The sequence below is a fragment of the Chitinophaga niabensis genome (assembly GCF_039545795.1).
Classification (GTDB): Bacteria; Bacteroidota; Bacteroidia; order Chitinophagales; family Chitinophagaceae; genus Chitinophaga; species Chitinophaga niabensis_B.
Genome location: NZ_CP154260.1, coordinates 1,995,582 through 2,022,107, shown reverse-complemented (window position 1 = coordinate 2,022,107; position 26,526 = coordinate 1,995,582). Strand labels below are relative to the sequence as shown.

The window sequence follows — 26,526 nt, the reverse complement described above, 5'->3', positions numbered from 1 at the left end:
GGAAATTTTAATAGCCCAGGTTCTGTGTCAGTTTTGTGTTGATCTGCCTTTCTGCGAAAGGAATGGCAAATACCAGTTTGTTATCATTCACGGTGTAAGAAGTGGGTAACAGGTAACCATAAGTGGCCTTCATCACAATGCCATGCGCATTCATCACAGCCACTGCTTTTTTGGTACGCACCAGGTCTAACCAGCGGTGGTTCTCAAAAGCCAGTTCCACTCTCCTTTCTTTCGCAATGATGTCGCGCAGTTGGGCCTGGTCTGTAGTAGTGATATCGTTTAGTAAACCTGCCCTTCTGCGTACCCTGTTCAGGTGCGGCAATGCTTCTCCCGGCTTATTTGTTTCGTTCAGGCTTTCCGCCAGCATCAGCAATACATCTGCATACCTGAACACCGGCCAGTTATCTTTGGTGTTATTAACAAGTGTGTAAGGCGGGTGCAGGTATTTTTTGATGAACCTTTTGGCGATCTTTCCGGCCGGAGGACCCGCATACCCTACAATACTAACGATTCTTTCCGGTATAAAATCAGTATTGGAATTCAGGGCACCTTCTACCACGGCAATACTTTCGTCCAGCCTTTTGTCTCCCGGCTCGTAAGCGGCAACCATATCATCTGTTGGTATGTTCCAACCGCCATCTGTATTGTTATAAGTGATGCCCAGGATGTTCAGCGTATTGGGTGTTACAGGAATAAAACGGTAGATCAGGTTGCCCTGCTGCCCATCCGTACCATCTTTGTACTGGATCTCAAAAATGGATTCAATGCTGTTCTTCTTATTGGGATCAAATACTTCTGCATAAGTAGGCAGCAGGTCATAACCCATAGTGGTTACACTTTGCAGTAAAGGAACGGCAAGGTCAAATTTCTGCATCGTCATATGCACCAGCGCCAGTTCTGTTGCCACCATACCTTTGGTGATATGGCCGGATTGCGGGAATTTAGCAGGCGCCGCCAGTAAACCCAGCGCATCTGTAAAATCGCTGATGATCTGTGCATAAACAGAATCCACACCGGTACGGGCCAGGAAAGCATCACCGGCTGTTTTTACTTCATGCAGGTGTAAAGGCACTGCTCCATAGTGGCGCACGAGGTCAAAGTAATAATGTGCACGCAAAGCCTTTGCTTCCCCAACGATCACATTTTTATCTGCCTCTGCCATCGTAAAATCTATCGTCTCTATCCTGTCCAGGATCACATTCGTGCGGGAAATACCTGTATAGGCTGCCCTGTACCTGCTTAATATTACACCATTGGGGGCATCGTCCAGGAAGTCTGCTATTTGCTCATAACCTATCCCGCCGCGGTCTTTTGCATTGTAATCATAGTGGGTATTATCAGAGCGCATTTCGTCCATGAAAAAGGCAATATTATTGATGCCGGAACCTGCTACATAAGTACCCCTGGTGGGATCGATCGCTCCTCTCAGTGGTGCGTAAGCTCCTGTCAGCGCCTGCTGGAAATCTGCAGTGCTTTTATAAAAGTTCTTCTCATTCAGTTGCCCTTCCGGGAATTCATTGAGGAAGTTGTTCTTGCAGGAAGAGAATAACAAAAAGGTGAGTATTATATATATAACCGGTCTCATACTTTTAAATTAATTGTGAATGCCTCAGAAATTAATGTTTGCACCGAACATAAGTGTTCTCGGGATGGGGAAGGTTCCATTGTCCTGCCCGGCCGTAGTCTGGTTATCCCGCGTATCATTCACCTCAGGGTTCTGACCGGGATATTTGGTGAACACAAATGCCTGCTGCAGGCTCGCGTAAAAACGTATGGACCTGAGGTATTTCAGTCTGCTCATATCTGCCGTATACCCCAGTGAAATGTTTTTGATGGTGAGGTAATCACCGGAGAACACCCAGTTGGAGTTAGCCAGGCGATACAGTTCCGTAGTGTTGGCCAGTGTTCTTGGCACCTTGCCGTTACCCGGGTTCTGTTCTGAACGCCAGCGGTTAGCCATGTCTTTCGTTACGTTGAAGATACCATCTATATTCACCAGGTTCTGCATATTGGTGTTCATGATATCATTCCCTGCCTGCCCGGATACTACGATAGAGAAATCGAACTTCTTATAACGGAAGTCATTTGCCATACCAAAGATCAGGGTAGGGTTGGGATTACCGAGATAATCCTTATCACTGGCATTGATGATGCCATCGCCGCTGATATCTTTCATCCTGGTTGAACCCACGGCGGAGGTAGCATGTTTCGGCTGCCTGTTGTATTCATCCTGCGTCATGTAAATACCATCAAATACATATCCCCAGAACTCACCGATCCTTCTGCCCACCGCCGTGCGGTTGTAATCACTGTAAGTATTGATACCACCAATAGGTGTACCATTCTGCAGGCTGATCACCTTGTTATCGTTAAAGGAGATATTTAAATTGGTATTCCATTCCAGCTCGCCGGTAAGGTTGCGGGAGTTCACCTGGAACTCATGGCCCCACATCCTGATAGTTCCCACATTGTATTTAATAGACCCATAACCGGAAGCCCAGGGAATATTCATCTGGTAGAGCATATTGTCCGTTTCCTTCCTGTAGTAATCATAGGTGAAAGAAATACGGTCTTTCAGCAAAGACAGTTCAAGACCAAGGTCCAGTTGTTTGGAAGTTTCCCAGGTAAGGTCTTTGTTACCCAGCTGGCTGATGGACTGCCCCGGAGCCAATGCACCATCAAATACATAGTTGGTGGCACTGAGTAAAGAGATCTGCGTATAGTCACCGATGTTATTATTACCGGTCAAACCATAACTACCCCTTATTTTCAGGAGAGACAAGGCATCTGATTTAGGGAAGAAAGGTTCTTCACTCACGATCCAGCCCACGGAAGCAGAAGGGAAATAACCCCACTTTTTGTTCTCACCAAAACGGGAAGATCCATCCTGGCGGATAGTAGCGGTGAGGTAATATTTATCCCTGAAGCTATAGTTCGCACGGCCATACCAGGAAGCCATCGTCCAGGCAGTATTGTTGGTATTACCTGTAGTGGTAGTAGCGCCAATGATCCAGGGAATTTTATCACTGGGGAAATTGGAACCATTGATGGTCCGGTAGTTCTGATCATATTTCTGCGCGCTGTATCCTGCCAGCAGGTCAATGTTATGCTCTTTCACTTTGAAGTTGTATGTGAGCATGTTTTCGTTCAGCCAGGAAACAATGTTGGCAGAACTGGCTACAGCAGAAGGTATACGCGGTGGAGGGCTGCCAAATGATCCTGTGGCGGAAGGAAAGAAAGCATTGTAATCATAGTTACCCAGGTCCGTATTGAACGTGGTCTTGAAATGCAGGTTTGGCAACAGTTCCAGGTCCGCGTACACATTCGTCAGCAAACGCAGCGACTTCTGATTAATATTCATGATCATGAGCTGCTGGTAAAAGTTAGGCAGCGCATACATGCCGTAAGAACTTGTTTTAGTAGGATAAGTACCATCAGGATTGATCTTGGGGATCAATGGAGAACTGATCAGCCCGCCTGACACCACGTTACGGTTATTATCAATCGAACCACTGCGGGTATTCTTATCATTCTGATAAACGGGATTCAGGTTTAAACCCAGTTTCAGTTTCTCATTAGGGCGGTACTCATTGTTGGAACGTAAAGAGAAACGTTCCATACCGGTATTATACATCACTCCGTCCTGGTTGAAATAGGTGAGTGTAGTGCTGGACAATACTTTATCTGTACCCGTTGAAATATTCAGGGAGTGATTGGTCATGGGCGCTGTTCTCAATACCGCATCATACCAGTCAGTTCCTTCTCCGTACTTCGAAGGATCTTTGTAATCATCCGGAATTTCAGCCAGGCCTGTAGCCGGGTTCTTCCAGTTTTCATACTTGATCTTGTCTTCATAGAAACCATTCATAAAAGTGGCAAACTCACGGGCATTCATCATATCCGGTTTACCTCTTTTGGGAACAGACTGCCAGCCGTAATAACTGTTGAGCGACATGGTAGTACGCCCTGCTTTAGCCTGTTTGGTAGTAATGATCACTACGCCGTTCGCAGCTCTTGAGCCATATAGTGCTGTAGTGGATGCATCTTTCAGCACAGAGAAACTTTCTATATCATCCGGGTTGAGGAGGTTGATGTTTTCGTTGGTGATGGGCTGGCCATCTACCACTATCAAAGGCTGGTTACCGGAACCAAGGGAAGCGGCGCCCCTGATCTTGAAGGTCATACCCTGTCCCGGACGGCCGGATACCTGGCTGATCTGTACACCGGCTACACGTCCCTGCAGTTTCTGACCAAATTCAGCAGCAGGGATATCCTGCACTTCTTTAGAAGATACTTTTGAAATAGCACCTGTGATGCTGCGCTGGCGTTGTGTACCATAACTCACTACCACTACTTCTTCAATATTGCTGCGGGAAGCTTCCAGCTCTACAGAAATGTTTGTGCGGCCATTCACCGGTTCTTCCAGTGTGGTGTGCCCGATATAACTGAATACCAGTACTGCATCCTTTTGTACGCTGATGGTATAAGTCCCGTTGACATCTGTAACAGTACCTGTATTGGTACCTTTTGCTTTTACGGTAACACCTACCAGCGGTGTACCTTTTTCCGTGACCTTACCTTGCACTTTGATTTCCTCCACTACAGGTGCCGGCACTTCTTCCGGCTGCACCTGCCTGATAATGATGGTTTTTCCGGAGATCACATAGGTCACCGGCTGGTCCTTCAGGCAGATGTTCAATACCTGCTGGAAAGGCATTTCCTTCACATTCAGGTCCACTTTACGCGTTTCCTTCAGCAGGTGCGTATTGTAGAGGAACTGGTAATCACATTGTTTCCTTATTTCTTCAAATACCCGCTGCAGGGAGATGTTCTTCCCCGATAGCGTTACCGTCTGTGCAGAAACCTTTGCACTGACTTGTAAACAGGTTGCTGTAATCAGTACTATAAGCAACTTCATGACAAGGAATATTTTGAGGAGATGCCGCATAGAAGTGGCCCTCCCGTTACTTTTTGTATAGGAATCCATACCTTTGCAATGTTTTGGGTGAATTAAGAAATCGTTGATCTAGACGTTTTTTAGGCTGCCCAAAGAATCCGCAGGAGCGTCGCAACCGCTCCTGTTTTCTTTTTGCAGAAAATGCTTGGTTGTTCGTTTAGTGGAATAGTCCTTTCATACTGTGGATCAGTTTTTTGGTTAATAATCTGGTATCATCAATTGCATTACTTAATAGCACTTACCGTCACTTTCCTTCCTTCTACCTTAAACTTAATTTCGTTGGTCAGCTCCAGCATTTTCAATACCTCAGAGATATTGGAGTTGCGGGAAATATATCCGGAATAGTCTTTCATGTTCATGTTGCCGGCATATACAGGTTCTATATCATACCAGCGGGACAGTTGCTTCATGATCAGGGTGATATTGTCCCCATCGAACTGGAAGAATCCATTCTTCCAGGCTACCACCCTGTCTACATCAGGCCGGTCTATCACAAACTTTGTGCCCCCTTCCTGTAACTGCGCGCGCTCTCCGGGTTTGATAGTGATCCGTGCCTTCCCGTTCGTTAACCGCACAGCGCCTTCCAGCAAAGTGGTGCTGATCGCAGGTTCATCTTTATAAGCATTCACGTTAAAGTGAGTGCCCAGTACTTCGATCGTTGTTTTATCTTCCAGTGTTACTTTAAAAGGTTGTTTTGCATTTTTAGCCACTTCAAAATAAGCCTCTCCCGTTAATTCCACCTTCCTTTCCAAACCAGTGAAAGCGGTAGGGAACCTGAGGGAAGAAGCGGAATTCAACCAAACCTTACTGCCATCCGGCAGGGTAACCGAGTATTGACCACCGCGTGGTGTAGCCAGTGTATTAAAGCTGACAGTAGCGGCGTTAGGGTCATTTGCATTGTAACGCAGCTGACCATTTTGCTGGTTGATGATGGTGCCTCCCTGCTGGATCACCTGGTTGCCTGCACTGTCCAAAGTAACCACTGTTCCATCTGCCAGGTGTAACACGGCTTTATTGGTACCGGGAAGCACATCGTTCTGCCGGGCTATTACAGGTGCCGGTTTCCAATCTCCCATTTGCAGCCAGCCATAAAGACCGGCGGAGACAAATACCAGCACAGCAGCTGCAACAGCCATCCTGCGCCACCAGGTAATATGTTTACGGGTACGGGACTGTACATTCGTGAGGATCTGTTCGCTTTGTGTTTCGCTGAGCACATCCCCCTGCGGTTCAAATAACAGGTAGGCTTCTTCCATCAGCAGCTTTACAGCCGCTTCGTTTTCAGGCTCATTGATAAGCAGGCTTAGCTCATCCAGTTCCTCCCGGCTGGCCGTTTTCTGGAAATAACGGTAGAATAAATAGGTGAGCCTTTCATTAGCCATATGATAAGATTCTATAGACTAAAGACACAGCGGTTTCTAAAAAGGGGTAGTTGGAAGGAAAAGATTTTTTCAATGCAGTAAAAGAACAACTAACAACGCCGCATCAGGATGATTACGAACGTATTGCGTAATGGAACGCAGGGCCAGCTTCATGTGTTTTTTGGCGGTTTCCGTAGAGATGCCCAGTTGTATAGCTATTTCCTCATGTTTCAGCCGCTTATGCCGGCTGAGGAAATATACTTTTTGCTGCTGGGGAGGTAATTTGGCTACTGCAGCATCCAGGATAGCCCGGTAATCGTCCTCCCGGTAGCCGGATGGAATGGCTTCCTGCTCCACCTGCCTTGCCCATTGCTGTTGACGGGCCTGTTCATTCACCCGCTGGCGCAAACAATTGAAAGCATGGTTCCGGCTGAGTATAAATAAGTAATGGGTAAAACTGTTCAGGGAAGGAAGGGTTTCTCTTTTCGTCCAGATCTTAATGAACACATCCTGCACAATGTCCTGTGTCATTTCCAGGGAATCTGTGAGCAGGTAGATGTATTCTGCCAATTGCTGGTGGTAGGCATAAAAAAGTGCTGCAAACGCTTCCGGTTCTCCCTGCGCTACCTGCTCCAGCAGTGCTGATTCGTTATGAACAGACCTTATTGACAAAATAAACTGCTTAGGATTTAACAATAAATTTAAGGAAAGTAATTGCTAATGTCAAGATAATGGCTAATATAAGTTTAAGCATACTATTTAGCATCCTGCCCCATCATGTGTATATTTGTATTCCATGAAAAAAACAACCGAAAAACTGGTTTTTAATAGGCTGTATGATCAATACGTGTACCTGGGCCTTCCACTCGACAAGATCGATGTACAGTCCGATTTCACTATTCATAATCTGAAAGACATACACGATACCCTGCCCTACAAATCGCCGGTGTACAGGACCAATTTCTTCTCCTTTGTTTTTGTAAAAGACGGATCCGGACAATATACGACAGACGACCAGGTGTTCAGCACCGTACCCGGCACCATCTACTTCACCAACCCGGGTCATTTTAAATCCTTTCACTGGCAGGAGATGCGGGAAGTATGCCTTATTACCCTCAGCGAATCCTTCCTGAAAGAGAATGTACACCCAAAGATCTTCGAGGAATTCCCCTTCCTGCTGGCGGAAACCGTACCGCCAAGGGTATTGAAACCGGAGATCTTTGCCCAGTTTGAACAACTGTACCAGCAGATAGAGAAAGAATACTTTTCAAACTCCCTCTACAGGAACCGCCTCATCGGCAACCTGTTTGTGGTACTGCTCCTGAAGATCAAGGAATACTTCTGGGAAGATTATAATCCTATATATGAAGGCAACAGAAGCTCCCAGATCGTAAAGACCTTTAAAAGGTCGCTGGAAAAGCACTACCGGGACCTTATGAGCGGCAAGGCAGACAAGCCTTACCGTATACAGGACTATGCAGACGAGCTGAACCTCCACCCCAATTACCTCAGCAATGTGATCAAAAGCAAAACCGGCAAGGCCATTGGCACCTGGATATCGGAGAAAACCATTGCCGAAGCCAAATCCCTGCTGCAGAATTCCTCCATTTCCATTAAAGAGATCGCCTGGCAGCTGGGCTTTACAGAATCCACCCATTTCTCCAACTATTTCAAAAAACATACGGACCTCTCCCCTGTTCTCTTCAGAAAACAACACCTTTCTTAGGAATTTGTATCTTTTTGTTAAATACTCGTCTTCCCGGGCGCTCAAAACGGATGATCTTTGTTCTATCAAACTAAAACAAAAAATCATGAGCACGCTAACAGGAAAAGTAATCATCGTAACAGGTTCCTCAAGAGGTATCGGTGCTACCATTGCACATAAACTGGCTAATGCAGGCGCCAGTGTAGTGGTCAACTACGCAGGTGGCAAAGATGCCGCCGAACAGGTAGTGAACGGCATCAAACAACAGGGCGGAAATGCTATCGCCATCCAGGCAGATGTAAGTAACGCTGCACAGGTGAAAGCACTCTTTGATGCCACCATTGCTGAATATGGCAAAGTAGATGTACTGGTGAATAATGCCGGCATCATGATCACCAAACTGATAAAAGATACAACAGACGAAGAGTTCACACGCCAGTTCGACATCAATGTAAGAGGCACTTTCAACACCATGCGTGAAGCTGCTACCCGCCTGGCAGACAAAGGAAGCATCATCAACTTCTCCACTTCCGTTCTCCGTATTATGCTGCCCGGCTATGGTACTTATGTAGCTACCAAAGCAGCCGTAGAACAACTCACCAGGGTATTTGCAAAAGAAGCAGGCAGCAGGGGCATCAATGTAAACTCCATCTCTCCTGGCCCTACCAATACAGAGCTTTTCACTAACGGTAAATCCCAGGAAGTGATAGCCCGCCTCGCATCTCTCTCCGCTTTCAACCGCATTGGCGAACCGGATGATATTGCCGGCCTCGTTCTCTTCCTCGCCAGCGATGACGCCAAATGGATCAGCGCACAAAATATTGGCGTAAACGGCGGTATGGCATAATTCATTTTCAAAAAACTAAAGACATGAACAGGTTAAACAACAAAGTAGCCCTGATCACAGGATCAGCAAGGGGCTTAGGGAAAGCTATTGCCGAACGTTACGCAGCTCTCGGCGCAGATATCGTGATCAATTATTCTAAAGACAAATCTTCTGCCGATGAAGTAGTCAGCAATATCACCGCCATGGGCGCAAGGGTCATAGCCGTACAGGCAGATGTAAGTAAAGTGGCAGACCTGCAAAGATTATTCGCAGAAGCCATCGCTGCCTTTGGAAAGATAGATATCGTGGTAGCGAACGCAGGGATTGAAATGGTGGAAGTACCCGTAACAGAATTCACAGAAGAACAATTCGACAAAGTGTTTTCCATTAATACCAAAGGTTCTTACTTCACCATGCAGCAGGCCGCAAAACATGTAGCTGATAATGGAAGGATCATTTACATCGCGTCCAGTACGACCTCCTTCCCTGTTCCCGGTATGGCAGTATATGGCGGCAGCAAAACCACCCCGAGATATTTAGTGGACATCCTTTCCAAAGAAATAGGCCACAGAGGTGTAACCGTGAATTCTATCATTCCTTTTGCAGTAGATCACTCCGGCATCTTTGCAGATCCCAAAGCATACCCTGAATTAAGGAAACAATTGCTGGATAGCTGCCCTATGGGAAGGCTGGCTGAAGTAGAAGATGTGGCGAACCTGGCGGAGTTCTTTGCCAGTGATCTGTCCTCTTTCGTTTCAGGACAGCACTTGTTAGTCAATGGCGGCGCGACTAATTAAGCTGGAGGGAGTGGATCTGCGGGACCGGGCCAGGTAATTGGTCCGGTTTTTTTTATATCTTTCAGTATGACTACTTTCAGAATAGAAGATACATTTAAAATAACCAACAGAGGTTTGGTAATAGTGGGTGAATTATTAAGCGGTAATGTCAAACCAAACGATATTCTGAAATTTCAGCATGACACATCAGAGATTACTGTAAAGATCAAAAACATAGGGTCTGTAGATAATATTATGGAGAAGATCTTTAAAACAGGGCTGTTCCTGGCTTATGAAAATGGGAAACAGCGACTATTGATTGAAAACATGAAGATCGTACCGCAAATAGCCGTTATTGAGAACTTATGATCCAAATATCCGGCTGAGTATCACTCCAGCAAACAGGAATCCACACTATCCATAAAAACATTAGAATAAACCTTACTCCCCATATTACTCAACACCACCCGGCACGGTACCAGCACATTGCCTTTATACCTGTAAACCTTCGAAATGATTATTTCACCCGGCTTCAGATAGAGGATATCCCGCGTCATACAGGGCACCTCCAGCCTCTTTTCTACCCTTACCCAATCCCCTTGATTGTTTTTCACCTCCCGGCATACGGAACGGAGATAATAGCTATCCCCAATAAAAAACAAACTGTCGCCGCCGTTTTTGATAGTCAGGAGGAAAGCATTTTTATTCACAACGCTATCAATTGTTGTCCGGCTGCTATCCTTATAGGTCATTGATTCAATCATGGTTTTCACACTGGTATCCACAAACAATTTCAGATCTGAAGTATATCCATGCACTGCTTCATCGAAATACCTACGGTTCTTAATATCTCCACGCCTGAACATCGTAGCAATCCCTATGGTATCGCGCATTTCCCCCTTATAATAAATGGGATAGGCTGCGTAGCCATCATATTCCTCATATTCTGCTCTTACATTGTAAAGTGTATCAGACAAAACAAAACCCCTTCCCTGGAATAAAAGAGGTGTACGTGTAACCTTATGACACGCCATAAACGGAACGATAAACAGGTATAGGTATCTCATAACATTAAGATGAAAAAAGTACCCGATTCCATATCTCCAATTCATCCCCCAATTCCCCCAACTCACCCACTTTCACATTTCAGCTCCCTCAGCCCTGCAATACCTTAGCCTCAGAAAACAAAAATACCCCAAGGCTCATGATCAAAAAAATCCTCAAATGGACGGCGATAATAGTATTAACACCCATCGCAATTATCCTGCTGCTGACCCCTTTCCGGCAAAAACTGAAATACGATGCTCCCTTTCCGGATATCAAAGCCTCGAAAGACAGTGCAGTGATCGCTCATGGGAAACACCTGGTATTCGGTCCCGCCCACTGTATGGACTGCCACAGTACCGCCAACAACGATTCCCTGCTGAACCTTGGCCAGGACATTCCTTTATCCGGCGGTGTAGTATTCAAACTGCCTGTGGGGGATATTTATTCCAAAAACATCACCCCGGACGAAGAAACAGGGATCGGTAAATACTCTGATGAAGCCATTGCACGTATCCTACGGTATGGCGTACACGCAGACGGGCGCGCGGTGTACGAATTCATGTCCTTCCACGATGCCAGTGATGAAGACCTCACCGCCATCATCTCTTACCTCCGCTCCCGCCCTCCTGTTAAAAATGAGGTACCAAAACATAACCTAAACTTTATGGGCAATCTCATCCAGGCTTATATGATCAAACCCAACGGGCCACATGGAGAAGTTCCCAAATCCGTTGTGCGGGACAGTTCTGCTGAATATGGAAAATACCTTGCCCACAATATCGCCAACTGTAATGGCTGCCACACGGCCAGAGACCTGGCAGGTAACTTTATCGGGGAATCTTTTGCAGGCGGTACACCCATGGAAGAACGCCTGGGCACTTTCTTCCCGCCAAACATCACCCCGGATTCCAGCAGCCGCATCTTCAACTGGAGTGAGGAAAACTTTATCGCCCGCTTTCGTTTAGGCAGGATCGTTGAAGGCTCCCCTATGCCCTGGAGTGCTTACAAGGGAATGTCTGACACTGAACTGAAAGCTGTTTATAATTATCTGCAAACACTTAAACCGGTGCGCAACGTCATTGCCAGCACCTTTACCCCCAAAGAAGTAAAATGAAAATAAAAATCCATAGAAACCCTGAATTACGACATCACAAAGCAGGTCATGTATAAAGGATAATAACATACCTTTAGTAAAATGATCGCAATATGACTTTCAAGGACCGTACTGTTTTCATTACCGGCGCCAGCAGAGGCATCGGAGAAGCGATTGCCCTCAAACTGGCTGCTGAAGGCGCTAACATCGTTATTGCCGCAAAGAGTGTGGAAGAAGACCCACGTCTTGGCGGCACTATTTTTTCCGTAGCAGAAGCCGTGGAAAAAGCAGGTGGCAAAGCACTGCCCGTACAGGTGGATATCCGGGACGAAGCCAATATTCAACAGGCCGTTCAGCAGGCCGTGGACAAATTCGGCGGAATAGATATCCTCATCAATAATGCGTCCGCTATACAACTGACGAATACAGAACAAACGCCCGCCAAACGGTTCGACCTGATGTATGATATCAATGTGCGGGGCACTTTTCTTGTTACCCGGCATTGCATCCCCTGGCTGAAAAAAGGCAACAATCCGCATATACTCACCTTATCCCCTCCCATCAATCTGGCACCGCAATGGCTGGGCCCGCATGTGGCTTATACCATCAGCAAATACAATATGAGTATGCTCGTATTAGGATGGGCGGAAGAATTAAAACCTTATGGTATTGCCGCCAATTCTCTCTGGCCAGCTACTACTATTGCCACTGCCGCGGTAAGGAATCTCCTGGGAGGCGAAGCACTTATCAGCAGAAGCCGCAAACCGGATATTATCGCAGACGCGGTATACTACATCCTGAGCAGGTCTTCCGCTGTTTGCACCGGCAATAATTTTATTGATGAAGATGTATTAAAGGACGAAGGGATCACCGACCTGGAAAAATACGCCGTTACTCCCGGCGGGCCATTACATCCGGACCTGTTTTTGTAAAAAGGATTCACCCTTTATCCTGCTATTTATACTCTTAGTAGAAGGACCTCTTGAATTTAAATGCTAAATATGAAACAAAACCTTACCAGATGGGATTTTATATATAGGCTGTATAAAGACAGTGGAATAAAAAATTTATTCTATGGACTGAGGTTTATCACGCTCCCTTTTCGGTATATATCTAACCTGTACGAAAAGATTGTTCTACACTGGGAAACGCTTAAAAAAAAATCTGTTTATTGTTATCAATTGGTTAATGACGTGTTAACTAAATTTACAATCCCTTGTCAATCTTGAGATTAAGTACCCCATGTGAATTGTTAAATATTTGTTACTCAAAAACTGACTATTTCTTCCTGATAATACCAATGTCATCTTCTCCGTATCCGGTATTATCTTCCCTGAACCTTTGATTTATTCTCCACAACTGTTAATTTCGGCTTACACGAATTTCCACTTTATGAGAGCTATAACGCTTTGCCTGTTGCTATTGGCATGCCTGCGCATTAATGCCAAAGATGTAAACATTACCTCCCACGGCGCTGTAGGCGATGGGCAGAAACCGAATACCGAAGCCATTCAGAAAGCTATTGACGAATGCCATAACAGTGGCGGCGGCAAAGTGATCTTCCCCAAAGGCACCTTCCTTTCCGGCACTATCGTACTGAAAGATAAAGTCACCCTGCATTTTGAACAGGATGCCGTTCTGCTGGGCAGCACGGATGTTAACGATTATAAGAATATGGACCCCTTCACGGATGGCCTCGGCATTGATGTGGGATGGGCTTTATTGGTAGCCGTAGATGCAAAGAACATCGGCATTGAAGGCAACGGCACCATAGACGGGCAGGGCGTTAAACTAAAAGAACAACAGATCCGCACGGATACGCGTTCAGAATCCCTCCGCTGGGGGCGCCGTCCATTCCTGGTACGTATTGTAAGATGCGAAGGTGTGAACGTAAAAGATATCACCCTCAAATACTCCGCCGCATGGACCTCCCACTACTTCCAATGCAGAAAAGTAAATATAGAGAAGGTGAAGATCGTAAGCCATGGCGTTCCGCATAATGATGGTATAGATATCGATGGCTGCCAGGATGTACGCATCAGCGATTGCGACATTCAAAGCGGAGATGATGCGCTTTGTTTCAAAACCACTTCCAGCAAAATGGGTTGCAATAACATTGTTGTTACCCGCATGCGTTTAAAAAGCGGCCATGGTGCTATTAAAATGGGCACTGAATCCATGGCCCCTTTCGAAAACATTAAGATCTCCGACTGTTACATCTACGATACCAACAACGGCGGCATCAAACTGTTGACAGTTGATGGTGCACATCTCCGGAATGTAGACATCTCCGACATCAAAATGGTGAATGTGAAAACGCCCATGCTCTTCCGCCTTGGCTCAAGGCTCAGCGTGTTCCGCAAAGGCAAAGACACACAGCAGCAAACCGGCACCATGGAAAATGTAACCGTAAGGAATGTGATTGCCCAGGCAGCTGCGAACGCACAACTGATGCCACCCTCCGGCATTCTCATTACAGGCGTACCCGGCCATTATATCACCGGTCTCACCCTGGAAAATATCAAGATTGACCTCGCCGGTGGCGGCACAGCAGAAAATGCCCGCCAGGTAGTACCGGAAGCCATCGATAAATATCCCGAAGTGAAAACCTTTGGTCCATTAGTACCAGCATACGGCATCTGGGCCAGGCACGTGAAAGGTTTAAAACTGAAGAACATTCAATTCAACCTGAACAGTAATGACCTCCGCCCTGCTTTTGTTTGTGAAGACGGGAAGGACGTAACGCTCAATGACTGGAATATCCCTGCAACGGAAGGCGCAGAAGCCATTATAAGGCTGGAGAATGTAAACAAGGCCAATATTAGTGGCGTAAAAGCAAAAGGAACCGCACAAAATTTTGTAAAAATAGAAGGAGCAGAAAGTAAGGATGTGAAGTTAACAAAGAATGAACCACCAGGTACTGCTAAATTATAAAATAAAAACATCTGAATAAGAAGAGGTCGTATCAAAAGCAATGATACGACCTCTTCCTTTTATAGCTTTTTCTTCAACAGTTTATCTACTTCTATCGCCGAGAAAACCAGGCCGATAATGCCATGCGAATCATTATCTATTTTGGGCCTGTTCATGTAATACGCTACATCCTCACTACTCATGGTACCTACACAAATGTTATGCACTGTTCCGTCTGCTTCAATCGAAGAAGAAATCGCTTTCCATCCCAGCAGCACATCCGGCAGGTAAGTTTCCCTGTTCAGCCAACCCTCATTAATACCTTTGGCAATAGCCATCGTGAATATGGCTGTACCGGATACTTCCTCATAACTGTCAGGCCGGTCCAATACATTATGCCAGAATCCGCTATTCCTGTTTTGCAGTTTAACCAGGGCATCAACATGTTTTTTATAATATGCCATGATCTTAGCTCTGTCAGGATGTGCAACAGGCAGATGCTGCAATACTTCCACAGTAGCCCATATCCCCCATCCGTTCGCTCTCGACCAGTAAGGCATCTTTGCATGGCTGCCTGAATACTGCGCATGGCGGTACAGGTTCATGCTGGTATCGAATACCTGTTGATTGAAGGCCAGTATCTGCTGCGCCGCATCATCCATTAGCTTACTCTTCTCATCAGCATCATCCGAACCTAGTGCCGCCTGTACAATAAAAGGGATGCCCATGAACATATCATCCACCCAGGTAGTATATTTCCGGGGCGTTTCACGTGTGAAATTACCTCCCGGTAACCGGATCTGTTCTTTCAGTACATAATCTTTGATGGTATGCACAAAGGATTCATACCCTGCACGATTAGGGAATTGTTTATGTTTATTTAAACGATAGATAAAAGGTAGGGCCGGCGCCGCGGTAAAGTCCAGCAGTGGTGTATGGAAAAGGTGATGGTTGATGGACCGGAAACCATTCAGTGTATTCACCTGGTAACCGATGAACGGTTTTTTTTCCAACATAAAATCCGTCCACTTTTTCGAAAAATCATCATATTTCTTATTACCCGTTGCCTCTGCCAGATGAGCCATAGCCCATGCTACGCCGCCGGTGTGATAGTTCCAGTTATAATAAGTACCCCAGTAAGGCTTTGGATCTATCATATCCCCAAAGACTTCTACTTTGGGGATGGTCCATGTTAATTCTTTGCCACGTTCCGTATATAATTTGCCGATCGAAAATTCTTTTTCAGGTCCATATGCTTTTTGCAATCCATCAAAGGGCCCTATCACCAGCCAGTTGCTTAGCTTTGCCACTTCAGGAGAGATGAATGGGATATTCTCAATGGATAGTTTGGGGCAACCCGGTATCCGCTCTTCAATCAACGCTCCTTTGGGCTGAAGGTAAAAGATCCATTCTTCCCCTTTCGTTTCCGATTTTACTAATATCCTGTTACTACCTTTTCTCAGTTTTACAGGAAAGGAAGATTCCAATACAATATCCCTTTCTTTTGGCTGGATATTTACATGCCTGTTCCCGTTCTTTTCATACACCACTGCGTTGTTGATCCAGATCTTCAGGCCGTCATTATGACTAACCTGTACAATGAATGAAGTATCGGCGTTGCTTTCAAACTGGCTCAATGCATAAGCTACGGCGGGTTTTCCCAGGCCAAAGGTCCTTCCCAGGTCTACATGCTTTACAAAATCAAAATCCGCCGATTGTGCGGGAAGCACTAACTGAAAAGCAAAAGGCGTTTCCCTGATGATCCTGTCTGCTACTGCTTTAATGAGTGTTAAGGGTTCAGTGGATGGCTCTGGTTTATACTGGCCGGATGCATTGGATGCATAGCCCGTCAGCACAAGAGCGGGTAAAAATTTAAATAATGTTTTCATATCCGGTTATTATTGTCATTTTCCTGGATACCTGAGCACAGGCATCTTATCTTCTGTAAATGGGTTATATTCGGGGAATCCGTTTTCGTGGTTTTCTGTATCTCTTCTGAACGGGCCAAAGGGATCCGGATACCAGTTCAGGAAATCAGCAGGGTCCGTATCGCAGGAAATACTCCTGTTGCTTTCGCCATTACCATTCACCGCCGTTACCGCATATTCGCAGACACGGTTTTCTTTGTCAGTGAAACTGCGCTCTTTACCGGAATATATCAGCTGCCATGTTGTATCTCCTTTTATTCGCCGGTATAACCTGTAATAACCCGCACCCAACACCTGCCCCCAGGAAATGGTACTATCCCGTTCCACCATTAAACCCTCAGGGCAATGCGGTACTTTTTCCGTGATATATACCGGGTAAGCAGCAGATGGTTCTCCCCAGCCTCCTGCACCCTTTGCCATCACGCGCAGGTGTATCTTTATTCCATTCCTTAAGCCGGCCACAGTGCGCACGGATTGCCAGGTACTGCCATTGTCTTTACTCAGCTGCAATTGATACTCGCTGGCACCGGGCACTTTCGTCCATTCAGCTTCACAACCGCCGCTTTTATTAACGGTGCCCAATATCACAGGTTTACCCGGCACAGACCCGCTGGCAGAGAATTGCCATTGATGTATACCATCCGGAAAATGAACGGTGAATGATCCGTCTGCATCCCTGCGGGTTTTCACCGGTAGCCCATCCAGGTAGAAAGTGAATGTACCGGCATTTTCCATATAAAATCGCACCTCCTGCGAAACAGCACTTTGGCAGGTTCCTGAAAAACCATCCTTTATCCTTTCAAAGCCGATGCCTGTATTACCGGCTGTTGTAAGCCGGATGTTTAATCCTCCCGCGGCTATTTCTTTACCATCGAATAATGCAGCAGCAGATCTTTTGATAATACCGGACCTGCCGCTGAAACGAATATCTTTTTCCTGGTAGCTGATCCATGAGCCGTTGCGGAATACAAGATCTGTATCGCCGTTGCCGGACAATACGGTACATCCATATGATTGCTTCACTACTTTTAAAGCAGGCAGATGGGTAACAATGGTCAGGAAATCCCCCTTACCATCATAATACTTTCCTTTGGCAGGAAGACCAGGATCCGCATCCACAGGTAAAGCGCCTGGCACCACCTGGTGAATGGCGGGGAATTCATCCTCTTTCCCGGTGAACCATGAAAAGCGGCCTTCCGCGCTGTCATTTACCACATCGTCATACACAGCGATATAATCTGCACCGGATTGCAGGATGCTGCGGGAATGATACATGCCCGTAACGGTAGCAGATTGCGCAAAACCGAAGTCATACATGGGTGCTGTAAGATCTCCGCGCCCAATACTTCTGTAATTACCCATCTCTCTGTATCCTGGTGCTTTCTTCACTCCAAAATTGGTGCACCGTTCCACATCTCCGAAAGGTCCGTCTCCTACGTCTTCCGGGCCGTTAAAACTGTAACGTTTTCCATTGGCATAATAGTAGATCACACCATTGCCGCCGCCGGCAGCACGCCCCCAGCGGTAGTTAGGCCCATTATCTATTTGCTGCAGCCAAACCTGCATATCTGCTTTTCTCAGGATCATACCGTACCCTGTATATTTAGCAGAACGAAGGTCCGGTGCTGTACCTTTGTTAGCAGCCCATTCGCCGTTCAGGAGTTCCTTCCATACCGCTGTTTTTTCCTTCTCTCCTTCAAAGGGTTTATCTGTATGGCTGGTGGCCCAAAAGATATGCTCCGCCAGCAGGGGATCATAATATACCAGCTGTTGTGCTAATGCACGTAACAGGTCAGGCGGCCCCTCTTTAAAATCCTGTGCATGTGCGCCCTGTGGCGGATAGGTATGGCGGTTCCCGGAAAATTGCATAGGAGGTGTGAGTGTATGCAACAGCCAGTCGCCCAACGCGGATACACCTGGTTGCAGCATCCGGTTCTTTCCGTCATAATAATGCTGTAACAGGAACACGGTACGTAAAGCAGGCCGTAGAGCCGCCCATGTGTAAGTGGCCAGGTTCTCCGTCCACCTCCCTGCTTTTGCATTCCATGGGAGCACTGCAGGCCGGATATGGAAATTGTAATTCAGTTGCAGCGCCTTTTCAAAATGCGCTGCCATTTCTTTCGCCTGTGGATGACCAGGGAAAAGAAATGCGCACAGCGCCGGTACTGTTTTAATATCCATCAGGAAGTTCGGATGCCCGCTTAACATGTTACGCATGGGCATAAGGCTTTCATCCATGCATACGTAACTCATGAACAAAAACCAGGCTCTCAGCTTTTTGTATTGGGCCGCATCCATCTTATTGCCATTAATATCAAAAGATGGCGCCAGGGATTCATAACATACTCTTAAGCCTACCGGTGTAGGACCTCCATTCCGTTCTGTACCCTTAGCTACAGAACCCACCATGTTCCGCAGGCTTTGCTCAAGCCCGCCGGTACTTAGTTTTCCTGCTGCCAGTTCCGGTTTAAAATATTTAGGAGATACTCCATCCGGTGCTTCATAATCAAGTATCCAATCCTTTGTTTTATTTAGTGAGATCCAGCCATAATAACGGCGCAGTTCCTCAATATAAGCAAACCGGGATGCACTGTCTTTCTGATGAGGATAAACTGCCAATGAAGTGGAACGTGAGCCTGTAACCAGTGGAAAACTGTAATCCAGTATATTATTCTTCCAATGGTAGTAAATACTCAATCCTGGTTTTGAACCGCCGATCGGATACTGCCCGTCATTCCATTTTTCTGCATCTTTTATAAACAGCCCTGCCGTTACAGAGCCAGCCTCTTCATTCCAGAAAGCAGCTGTTGGCAAACGCCACCAGCTCATCCAGTTATCATAAACGGACAAACGAAAAGGTAATGTTCCTGCACTATCGTTTTGCTGATCACTGCGCTGATAAGGATGCTTTTCGGAAAAGAGCTGTTCACTGTACCCTTCCATGGGTTCTCTCTGCGTACCGGATGACCTGGTTGACGCATACCGTACTGTTGGCCGGAGCCCATTCCATACCAGCCGCCAGGCCATGGCATCTTTTTCAGAAAAACCACTCATGATCTCTTCCAGTTCGGCAAACTCCATGGCGGCAGTTAAACGTATCAGCGTTTTATAGCGCTTATTACCGGGAAAAGTATATGCTACTTCGTATGTTACCCGCAAAGGCCCTTTCTCCAATTGTTTCACCTGCATCCCTGCTTTACTGAAAGCAGCAGGCAACTCACCTGTGGCCATATTCCCGAAACGGATAACAGGTGGTTGCGGAATGATAGTGCCCGGAGATGGTATCGTCAGTTGCAGCAGGCCATTGGACATCACTACGTTTCCTTTTTCCTGCCTGATGTGCACAGATGCTGAAAACTCAGCCGCATTCGCTGATAACCGGAACCGCCTTTCTCCGCCGGAAGGCAGATCAGATAATAGCAATAACGTAGCCCGCCCGTTCTTTTCACCTCTATCTGTTAACTGGAACGCCACTTGTTTACCGCTGCGCTCATCAATCACTGAAAAATGGCCGTCAGCAGGTCCGTTAGTGCCAAAATCTAATTGGTATTCCAGCAATGTAACCGGCCAGGAAATATCCGGGTGCCGCAGGTCATCCTTTAACTGAATAATAAATCCTTTCTGTTTCCAGTCCGCAGGAACCCGGATGATGGCATTCGTATGCATCACCAGGCTCAATAGCAAAACAGGTAAAATAATACAGCTCTTTAACATCTTCACGCCTATTTAAATTCCATCATTCTGCCGGATACGGTAACCGGCCTGTCATCTGAAACGCTGGCATACCACCAGGTTCCGGGCTGGCGTATATTATCCGGCAATATTGCATAGTACCATCCTGCTTTTCCCTCTACCGGCATCGCTTTGCAGGCAATCCATTTACGTTTTGTCCATAAGGTATCTGTGCTGTAATACACGGATACATCTGTTATGGTTGTTTTGCTCTCCACAAAAAATTGTACGGCAGATGTTTCTTCTGCTATAACAGGAAGTGGCATGCCATCTCCCTTCAGGTAATAATTAAAATAGGTCAGTTCCATATCCATCGTTCCTACCTTTTCTTTCCTGCCTGAGCCTCCAGGCACGGGGGCCGTGTGATTGGCATTAGGTGCAAAGAAGTGATTCGTTGGTGCATGTACAGCCTGCAAAGTAGCCATCACTGCAGGCGGATAAAACCAGTTATCATTGGATGCCGCAGCAATAAAAAAAGGTGCGTTGATATTCCCTGCACGGCGGCCGGCATCCAGGTATTTCAACCAGGTGGCGCGTTCTGCTGCCGGCATTTTATCCAGGTCTTTAAGGAAAACAGAATTTGTATCGTAAAACCCTGCGCCGTAAGTAGAGAAGGAAGCATTCACATAAGGCGCTGCCAGCCCTGAAAGCATAGTGGTCATATAACCGCCCCAGGAAATACCGGTAACCCCTATACGGCCTTTCAGCACATCCGCCTGATCATGCAGCAGGTACAAGCCCTGCAGGGCGGCCAGTACCGCATCAAAAATAGTACTGTGTGTAACATCGGGCTTTGCTGTGAAACGCTGGGTGCCATAGGTAAATGTTTTCCAGTGACCGGAAGATTGCAATGCCTTCTTCGGTTCCGTGATCCCCGGAAGGTCCAGCGTTACCACAATATAACCCTGCCTGGCCCAGCGGATACCTCTTTCTATTTCAGCCGTTCCGCCACCGCCATGTAATACCAGCAGGCCGGGATATTTTCCCGGCGCAGCAGGGCGGATCACTGCTGCAAATATCTTTGTAGGAACAACACCTTCTGCCGTTTGTACATCACGGGAGTGGAAAAGGAGTTTCCTGATGGTTACACCTTCCGCAGCACTGTCTCCCAATTCCTTTATAACAGCAGGCGCTTCGCCCGTGAGAAAAGGTGTAAAGGGATCATTATCCGGACGGTGTTCATCCAGGAAAACCGTGTTACCCGGTACTGTATACTTTGCTTTCACCTGCCGGTAAACAGGATCTTTAACAATGGTCTGATCAATGTTATGATGCAGCCTGTATCCCGTATCCGCATAGGCCACTTTATTCTGATCGAAAATAGTACCTATCACACCGGTCACTCCTGGTTTAACAGGCAGTTTAGAATGAACTTCATTCCAATACCCCTCTCCATTTACAAAAGAGGCGCTGTTAGGCTGATGCGCCTGCACATAGTTGCGGCGTATCTCTACCCCAATAGACCCAAGGCCGAAAAGAGAATCCGGCGATACCAGCGCCAGTGTGTTGCAAACAAAAGCGGGACGCAGCCCGTTTGTATTGATCACGCTGTTATCTGCCACCAGTGTATTCCAGGTAAGGTTATACCTGCCTATCGCCAGCCGCTGATCTGCCCTTAAATAGATCCCTTCTGAATTAGTGAGCTGATTGTTCACAATGGCAACATCTGTATTACCACAATAGAACCAGATGCCGCGGTTATTACCCTCAAGTATATTTCCTTTCACCAGCCAGTCTTCTGCAGACCAGCGCGTGAGTATATAATGACTGCTCTGGTCCGGTATTACTTCCCATGTGCGCTCAATTGTAATGGTGCCGGCATTGTTCTTCAATATCCTTCTCCACTGCCCTGCTCCCTTTCCATCTACAATAGCGATCACATCGCAGGAATTGAGCCTGGGCGTTCTGATGAGGCCCCAGTTCTTCTTTGTATCTGTAAGTGTGTTACTGGTAGCGCCGGTAGCAATGCCCGCATCCATTTGTTTAGGATCCCCTCCCTGGCTTAAGATGGTTTCCCCCTGGTTATGGTACTCAATTTCTCTTCCTTCCACATCCATTCGATTATTCAGCACCATGATATCCGAAGAATAATCAATGTTGAACCCGCCGGTTTCTCCTTTTGCGGTTTGCAGATCACCAAGGCGGGTAATATGATTGTTCTCGATGATACCATTATAAGCTTCATTAAAACCAAAACGCCCTGCACTGTAACGGAAGATATTATTGCGGACCACAAAATTGGTAGATCCGTTGCAATGCCACATCCATGGCCATGTTACCTGTGCCTTTGATTCAAAACTGCAATCTGTGATCACCATACGGTCCACATACCCCCAGGATAATCCCCAGGCTACGGCAAGATCAAATATGCAACGGGAAACAAAGAATTTTGACCCCGCAGCACCCGGTTGTAACAGGGCTGGCTGCATATTTTTAAGGCTGTGCCGCCAGCGGCCGCTGGTATTCACATTCTGCACCTGCAGGTTATACAGGCCGCTGAGCGTTGTTTTCAAAGGCCATAGGATAGCTACGCCATCTGTTGTGGAATCAGGCCATCCGCCTTTACCGATAGGATTAGGATACGGCGGAGGTGTACCATAGCCATATTGAATGATCGTTTGTTCCGGCCCCTCTCCCTGCAGCACTACTTTAGACTGCATCACCAATCCGCTACCAGAAGGGATCTCTAATTTATATTTACCGGCAGGCAGGTATACAACACCGCCGCCTTTTTTATGTACCAGGTCTATTGCCTGCTGAATGGCTTTCCTGTCGTCCGTTAAACCATCCCCTTTAGCTTTTACAGTTAAACGCGGATCCGTTTTTACATTATATCTTTCTTTTGAGAAAGAGAAGTCCGCGCCCCAGGGCACCTTTAGATGGAAAGGATCTGCACCCGGCGCACGTCCTGTAATATGCTCCTCCGCCAGGGATGTGCCCCATGCATTACCGGCGCCGTTGCTGATCATAATAGAATACCGTACTCCTTTCTTCACGCCGGCAGGAGCGGTTACAGTTATCGTATATGCGTCCGCGTGATCTGTTTTTGCAACTAAAATACTTTTTCCCGCCTTCAGTTGCACTACCGGCTGATAGCCTTCAGCAACAAGATTACGGCCAAAAATGCGAAATGATTGTTCAGGCATGATCTCATCATGTTCAACGGAAACAGCTCTTGCCTTATTAAGGAATACTGGTTTACTAAACCCGTAGCTGTTTTTTACCCATACTGCCAGGAGCTGGCCTTTTTTAATACCTGTATCCGGTAATTGCGCCGTGATATTCCTGTCAGATGCACTGAGCACAGATAATTTGCCTGCAGGCTTCAATGTTTTCTCATCACCTTCAATGGGCGCATACCAAACTTCCGGCCATTGACCGAAATACGTGCCTTGCAATCCAAACACATCACCTGCGCCTGCCGTTTCCCCGCTATGGAAGATCAGGGGCAATCCTGCCGCGGGGTCAACTTCCTGTACCAGGCTGGAACAGGCTATCGTATCATTTCCGTTCTTTGCACTTACAATGGCATACCAGTAGCATGTTTCAGAGGAAGGCAGATAAGCTGTAAATCCGTTGCCGTTTTTAACAGTTGCTGCCGGTATCCATTTTTTGGCTGTCCAGATGCTGTCTTTACCTGTATAGTATACTTCTGCTTTTACAACATGCTCAACATGTTTTGCAGTAAAATTCACCTGCAGCCTTCCGTCTTTCAGGCGTACTGTTTTTTCGGCTGTCACCACCGGTAATGGCGGCGCTGTTTGTTTTACATAGTGATCAAAGAAACGCAGCATGTTTTTGGCGCCGCGGTAATTGATGGCATGATTATCATTGGGAGAATAGAACTGGTTCACCGGTCCTTTCATCCGCGCGTTGGTGGCCTGCACTGCCATCCATGACCAGTGCCTGTCGTTAGAGGCTGTAGAAATGAAATAAGGCTTACTGATATTTTGCGCCCTTCTTCCCGGATCAAGCCAGCGTTGCCACCTGCTGCGTTCATCTGCCGGCAGCTTATTGATATGATCTTTTTCATAAGCGCCCAACTCAAAATTGCCGGACCCGAATACAGACCAGGTGGCCGTATTATCCTTATCCAGTAAAGCAGCCACCATCGTAGCAGTGTATCCACCCCATGAAGCGCCTGCAATGCACATCCTGTTCTTATCAACGCCAGGCTGCGCACGCAGTAAATAGAATGCCTGCACGGAACTTAATACGGCATCAAACAAAGCGCTATAAGTTACATCCGGTTTTGCCGTGATCATAGCCCGTCCATTCCAGGGGCCTGTAGTTTTGGGGCTTCTTGCCTTTACACCTGCAATGCCGGGAATATCGATCACTATAGACGCATAACCGGCTTTTGCAGAACTGATGGCAGCAGGGATATCTGCCGCACCACCTCCGCCATGTAATCTCAGCAAACCGGGAAAAGGTCCCTTGCCGGCAGGAAAAGCAATGGCCGCATAAACAAATGATCCTGTTCGCGAACGAAATACCAGCTTCTGTACCCGGATACCGTCTGCCATTGTCTCAGTACCCAGGTCCTCCGCCACAGCAGGCGGCTGCCCTGTTAACCAGGGTGCAAAAGGATCGCTTTCCTGGGCATGGGATATCATATCCGTTAACATTAAAAAGATCCAGACTAAAATACATTTCCGTTGCATGGTGCGGTTATACTTTTACTATTTATCAATCAGGGTTCTGAACAATGGCCCCTCTTGTTGCTCTTATTTCTGCTTCAGGTATCTTAAACAACAGCTTATTGCTGTTCCAGGGCAAAGGAGATACCGCCGGGCGGTCGCCTGGTCCTATATTCAACTGTATCCGGCGCAGCTGATGCAACCGGTCTCCTTCACACCCCAGTTCGCGGATACGCTCCCTTCTCACTTCTGCCAGTATATTAGCCGGAGTGATCACCGTGTTCATATTGTATAAGGGAATAGCCCGGTCCCTGACCAGGTTCACATCTTTCGTTGCATCCGCCGTATTACCCTGCAGGGCAAAGATCTCTGCCCTGTCCAGAAGCAGTTCTGCCGAACGTATCACCGGGATGTTCATCAGTGCCTGATCATACTTCTTTGAATAATTTTTACCGTTGGCTGTAGTGATCAAACCTGTTTTACGGGCATCGTTGTTCGCAAAAGCAGCTTCCGTCATATAGGCATTACTGATGGCCAGCTGTGGATTCACAGCGGTGGTCCGGTAATATTTCCGGTTCATTACACCATTCACGGGGTAAGCCGCAACGCCCACAAGATCAAATATATTCTCCGATACTTTCAGTGAAGTGCCGGAGGATTTAAATGCGGCGCTTACATTCGCCACTGTTTGTGCAGTAGTTAAATTACCGGTTGCCGGTGAGCGCACCAGCTTGAATTCCGGATCTATGAAACCAGGCGTGGAACCGATCACTTTATTGATCTGTATAAGCGCATTGGGGAGATCATTCATCTGAAAATATACCCGGGCCAGGTAAGCAGCCGCCGCCTTGTTAGTTGCCCTGCCACGGCGAAGCGGTACAGGCGGCATCAGGCTTTCCGCATCTTTGAAGTCACGGATCACCTGTTGATACACTTCCTCTACGGTGGCACGTTTCACATTCTCTATATCAGCAATGCCTTTTACATTCAGCATAGGTTTTATTTTCAGTACGATGCCGCTGTTCGCGTCCGTTGAATGATACCCGTACTGATGACCATAATAACGCACCAGTTCAAAATGTACCAATCCCCTGATAAAATAGGCTTCTCCCAATATCCTGTTCCGTGTGGAATCAGAAAACTCCGGGTCCTTTGCTTTAGTGATCAGGTTATTCTCTATAGCGTATATGGCCGTATTAGCGCTTTGCAAAGCCATATAAGCCTGCTGATAATTATCTGCGTATTCTGCCTCACTCAGTATGCGGTCGTACAATTTCGTGTAAGGGTCTGCGGTAGAAGGCTCCGCCACATTCACCGTTACCTGGTCTGCCAGCAATTCCGGGAAAACCCGCCAGTTACCGGCCAGCGTAGCATTATTGGCAATAGCGCCATAAGCCCCGTATAACAGGTTATCCAGGTCACGACTGGAATTGAACAGCATCTCCGTGGTCAGGGTGGAATTATCCGGTTCATCGATGTATTTTGAACAACCGGCGATAAGGACAGCTGCCAACGATATGAATAATAATTTCTTCATGTTACTGCTTT

At 46.8% G+C, this 26,526-nt stretch carries 16 protein-coding genes; 7 read left to right on the top strand and 9 right to left on the bottom strand.

The annotated features are described in order from the left end of the window. Positions 1-7: 7 nt before the first annotated feature. The 4 genes from AAHN97_RS08075 to AAHN97_RS08060 all read right to left on the bottom strand — a co-directional run bounded on the left by AAHN97_RS08075 (position 8) and on the right by AAHN97_RS08060 (position 6,990). A complete protein-coding gene (locus AAHN97_RS08075; protein ID WP_343307061.1) occupies positions 8-1,585 on the bottom strand; it encodes a RagB/SusD family nutrient uptake outer membrane protein in 1,578 nt (525 codons plus the stop codon). 24 nt (positions 1,586-1,609) lie between these two features. Further along, positions 1,610-4,918 carry a TonB-dependent receptor gene (locus AAHN97_RS08070; RefSeq protein ID WP_343307060.1) on the bottom strand — a complete coding sequence of 1,103 codons (3,309 nt, stop codon included), beginning with the start codon at positions 4,916-4,918 and terminating at the stop codon, positions 1,610-1,612. Positions 4,919-5,181: 263 nt separating this feature from the next. Then, positions 5,182-6,339 carry a FecR family protein gene (locus tag AAHN97_RS08065; protein ID WP_343307059.1) on the bottom strand — a complete coding sequence of 386 codons (1,158 nt, stop codon included), beginning with the start codon at positions 6,337-6,339 and terminating at the stop codon, positions 5,182-5,184. A gap of 69 nt (positions 6,340-6,408) precedes the next feature. Continuing rightward, positions 6,409-6,990 (bottom strand): RNA polymerase sigma-70 factor, encoded by a 582-nt coding sequence (locus AAHN97_RS08060; RefSeq protein ID WP_343307058.1) that lies wholly within the window; start codon positions 6,988-6,990, stop codon positions 6,409-6,411. Positions 6,991-7,114: 124 nt separating this feature from the next. Here AAHN97_RS08060 and AAHN97_RS08055 point away from each other — a divergent pair, with 124 nt between their 5' ends. The 4 genes from AAHN97_RS08055 to AAHN97_RS08040 all read left to right on the top strand — a co-directional run bounded on the left by AAHN97_RS08055 (position 7,115) and on the right by AAHN97_RS08040 (position 9,994). Continuing rightward, positions 7,115-8,044 (top strand): helix-turn-helix domain-containing protein, encoded by a 930-nt coding sequence (locus AAHN97_RS08055; protein WP_343307057.1) that lies wholly within the window; start codon positions 7,115-7,117, stop codon positions 8,042-8,044. A gap of 85 nt (positions 8,045-8,129) precedes the next feature. After that, entirely contained in the window at positions 8,130-8,870 is a 741-nt protein-coding gene (locus tag AAHN97_RS08050; protein WP_343307056.1) for an SDR family oxidoreductase, read from the top strand. Positions 8,871-8,893: 23 nt separating this feature from the next. Further along, positions 8,894-9,646 (top strand): SDR family oxidoreductase, encoded by a 753-nt coding sequence (locus AAHN97_RS08045; RefSeq protein ID WP_343307055.1) that lies wholly within the window; start codon positions 8,894-8,896, stop codon positions 9,644-9,646. A gap of 66 nt (positions 9,647-9,712) precedes the next feature. Then, complete coding sequence (locus AAHN97_RS08040; RefSeq protein WP_343307054.1) at positions 9,713-9,994, top strand: hypothetical protein; 282 nt, start codon at positions 9,713-9,715, stop codon at positions 9,992-9,994. A 20-nt stretch (positions 9,995-10,014) separates the two neighbouring features. Here AAHN97_RS08040 and AAHN97_RS08035 read toward each other — a convergent pair whose 3' ends face one another. Beyond that, positions 10,015-10,659, bottom strand: coding sequence for a hypothetical protein (locus AAHN97_RS08035; RefSeq protein ID WP_343307053.1), 645 nt, complete (start codon positions 10,657-10,659; stop codon positions 10,015-10,017). A gap of 170 nt (positions 10,660-10,829) precedes the next feature. On the opposite strand from AAHN97_RS08035, the gene AAHN97_RS08030 reads away from it, so the two are divergent. The 3 genes from AAHN97_RS08030 (at position 10,830) to AAHN97_RS08020 (ending at position 14,699) form a co-directional block, all read left to right on the top strand. Then, a complete protein-coding gene (locus AAHN97_RS08030) occupies positions 10,830-11,786 on the top strand; it encodes a c-type cytochrome (RefSeq protein WP_343307052.1) in 957 nt (318 codons plus the stop codon). 92 nt (positions 11,787-11,878) lie between these two features. Next, complete coding sequence (locus AAHN97_RS08025; protein WP_343307051.1) at positions 11,879-12,697, top strand: SDR family oxidoreductase; 819 nt, start codon at positions 11,879-11,881, stop codon at positions 12,695-12,697. Between the two features lie 460 nt (positions 12,698-13,157). After that, complete coding sequence (locus AAHN97_RS08020; protein WP_343307050.1) at positions 13,158-14,699, top strand: glycoside hydrolase family 28 protein; 1,542 nt, start codon at positions 13,158-13,160, stop codon at positions 14,697-14,699. A gap of 59 nt (positions 14,700-14,758) precedes the next feature. Here AAHN97_RS08020 and AAHN97_RS08015 read toward each other — a convergent pair whose 3' ends face one another. The 4 genes from AAHN97_RS08015 to AAHN97_RS08000 all read right to left on the bottom strand — a co-directional run bounded on the left by AAHN97_RS08015 (position 14,759) and on the right by AAHN97_RS08000 (position 26,515). Next, a complete protein-coding gene (locus AAHN97_RS08015; RefSeq protein ID WP_343307049.1) occupies positions 14,759-16,567 on the bottom strand; it encodes a glycoside hydrolase family 88/105 protein in 1,809 nt (602 codons plus the stop codon). 15 nt (positions 16,568-16,582) lie between these two features. Further along, positions 16,583-20,320: a fibronectin type III domain-containing protein gene (locus tag AAHN97_RS08010; protein ID WP_343307048.1), complete on the bottom strand. Its 3,738-nt coding sequence runs from the start codon at positions 20,318-20,320 to the stop codon at positions 16,583-16,585. Between the two features lie 8 nt (positions 20,321-20,328). After that, positions 20,329-24,954 (bottom strand): acetylxylan esterase, encoded by a 4,626-nt coding sequence (locus AAHN97_RS08005; protein ID WP_343307047.1) that lies wholly within the window; start codon positions 24,952-24,954, stop codon positions 20,329-20,331. Positions 24,955-25,027: 73 nt separating this feature from the next. After that, on the bottom strand, positions 25,028-26,515 hold the full coding sequence (locus AAHN97_RS08000) for a RagB/SusD family nutrient uptake outer membrane protein (RefSeq protein ID WP_343307046.1): 1,488 nt from the start codon (positions 26,513-26,515) through the stop codon (positions 25,028-25,030). Between the last annotated feature and the right edge of the window lie 11 nt (positions 26,516-26,526).